The sequence below is a fragment of the Cupriavidus sp. CPT47-8839-RL05A genome (assembly GCF_058792255.1).
The window spans coordinates 1-1,157 of the sequence record NZ_JBYTEG010000047.1; the positions used below are offsets into that span (position 1 = coordinate 1).

Sequence of the window (1,157 nt, forward strand, 5' to 3'; positions counted from 1 at the left end):
AGAGGGGGTAAATTCTCCGGAGCATTCTTCACCTTGACCGACGTCATCTTTGCACCGTTCGCACTGCTGGATGCGATCGCCCGCTGGCTCGTGCTTGTCACGTGCAGTGATCCGGTGTGGCCGCCGGAGATCGAGGCGGCGTGCAAGCCCATGCCCAATGACCCGTACGCCCGCCCGTACGCCGACGACTACATCGGCGTGCCGAGCGGCCCGGATGCCAGGCCTTCCCGCGAGGATCTGGCGCGAGTGTTGGACCAGCGGCATGAGCGACGCAACGCTGGCGCGCTGACCCGGGAGGAAGCTGAAGCCCTGCTTCGGAACACCACAGAACAGGCCACATGACCACCACTTCGCCGCTACCAGCGCCTCATGTCATCTTGATCGAGGGGCCGGCGCATCATGCGCGCACCGCCGAATACAGTGTTTCCGCAGGTGCAGCCGCCGCCGTCCTTCCACTGACATCGGAAGAGTTCTTGGCGGTTCTCATTGGCGTACCGAGCTGGCCGTTCCTCGTCGTACTGCTCGCCGTCAACGTCGGTATCCTGCTCTTGGACGATCACGTCACGCTCAAGTGGACCAAGCGCTGTCGGTTCAGCAGAGCGCCTGCCAGCGTGCACTACAGCAGCCTGGAGGCCGAGTCATTTGAGTTCGTGCAACTGGGCCTCAAGGATCTCAAGTAGGGAGAATTGATGAAATTCCCGCCCAAAGATGAGCGCACGCCGTTCTATTTCAGGCAACAAGGAAAACCGCTGGGGCGCTGGGAGATGGAGCACCGCTTGTCCATCGACCTGCCCACCAGCGAGCACGTAATGGAGAGCGGCAACGTCTATCGCGTCAATTCGACGTGCCTGGAAATCACTGACGAGTCGCAATCTCGGCTGCAGAACGTCGGGATGCTTTGGATCATCTGTTCCATTGCTACGTTGCTCTTCCTTTCGTTTGCGTTCATGTATGCCTACGCACCGTTCTATCACTCTGCGGAGGTGATGGCGCGAAAGGGGAACTGGTTCGCCGTAGTAATTGGCGTGATTCTTTGCAGTGTCGCAGCTGGATTTTTCGGCTTAATGGCCTTCGATCCGATGCGACGCAACATGTTCACGCTGAAGCGCCGCCCCATCCGCCTGAACCGAAAGACCCGTCGCATCTATGCCATTCGC

Annotated in this window: 1 protein-coding gene and 2 pseudogenes; all 3 read left to right on the forward strand. The window is 59.7% G+C overall.

Annotated elements, in window-relative coordinates; all coding sequences use genetic code 11:
- Window positions 1-342, forward strand: a pseudogene (locus tag AC3WVS_RS31205) (DUF6708 domain-containing protein); the annotation flags it as partial.
- The gene (locus tag AC3WVS_RS31210; protein ID WP_492321730.1) at window positions 339-680 is read left to right on the forward strand and encodes a hypothetical protein; all 342 of its coding nucleotides are present in this window, start codon (window positions 339-341) and stop codon (window positions 678-680) included. The pseudogene AC3WVS_RS31205 and the gene AC3WVS_RS31210, both read left to right, overlap by 4 nt.
- 9 nt (window positions 681-689) lie before the next feature.
- Window positions 690-1,157, forward strand: a pseudogene (locus tag AC3WVS_RS31215) (DUF6708 domain-containing protein); the annotation flags it as partial.

What these genes read in the sequence shown, in the direction of transcription:
- AC3WVS_RS31210 (WP_492321730.1), top strand. Translation starts at nt 339, where the DNA reads ATGACCACCACTTCGCCGCTACCAGCGCCTCATGTCATCTTGATCGAG.